The following is a 978-nucleotide window of genomic DNA, read 5'->3' as shown; positions in this document are numbered from 1 at the left end:
CAACAGCGTTCGGGTCGCCGAGCTGCAGGTGAAGTCCGGTCGCGAGGCGCTGCGTAATGTCGGCCAGGGCGTGCTGCTTGACGCCGTCACCGCCTACACCAACGTGTTGGCCAATCAGGCGTTGGTCGCCGCGCAGAAGGCCAACGTCGACTTCCTCAACCAGACCCTCGACATCGTCAAAAAGCGGCTCAACGCCGGCGATGTGACGCCGACCGATACGGCCCAGGCCGAGGCGCGGCTCAGCCGCGGTCGCGCCGATCTCAACGCCGCCGAGGTGTCGCTCGCCATCAGCCAGGCGACCTATGCGCAGGTCATCGGCAGCCCGCCCGGCAAGCTCAGCCCCGCCACGACGGTCGATCGCTTCATCCCGCGCAGCCGGGAGGAGACGATCGAGATGGCGATCCGCGGCAACCCGGCCGTGCTGGCGGCGGGCTTCGATGTCGACGTCGCCTCGACGACGATTCGGGTCGCCGAAGGCAGCCTGCTGCCGACCGTGACCCTGCAGGGTTCGGCCAGCCGCAGCCGCGACTCCGACCAGACGCTCGGCACCTACGGCACCGACCAGGCTTCGGTGGTCGGCCAGGTGACGGCGCCGATCTATGACGGCGGCCTCGCCGCCGCGCAGACGCGACAGTCCAAGGAGATCGAAGCGCAGAGCCGGCTGGTGCTGGAGCAGGTGCGCAACCAGTCGCGCACCGCCGCCATCAGCGCCTGGGTCGCCAATGAGGGCGCCAAGATCGCGGTGAGCGCGGCCGAGTCGGAAGTGCGTGCTGCCGAGATCGCCCTCGCAGGCGTCGGCCGCGAAGCGCAAGGCGGCCAGCGCACCACCGTCGACGTGCTGAACTCGCAGCAGGACCTGATCTCGGCGCGTGCGCGCCTGATCGGTGCGCAGCGTGATCGGGTGATCGCGTCCTATCAGTTGCTCAGCGCTGTCGGCAGGCTCGACGTGCAGACCCTCGGCCTGAATACGCCTGACTA

1 protein-coding gene is annotated in these 978 nt (G+C 69.2%); it reads left to right on the top strand.

Annotated elements, in window-relative coordinates; translation table 11 throughout:
- The coding region (locus I5M_RS02975; protein ID WP_022720040.1) for a TolC family outer membrane protein at positions 1-978 on the top strand (978 nt) is incomplete at both ends.

It is taken from the genome of Rhodopseudomonas sp. B29 (assembly GCF_000333455.1).
Lineage (GTDB): Bacteria > Pseudomonadota > Alphaproteobacteria > Rhizobiales > Xanthobacteraceae > Rhodopseudomonas.
The sequence above is the reverse complement of the archived record's forward strand: the minus strand, read 5'-3'. Positions and strand labels throughout refer to the sequence as shown.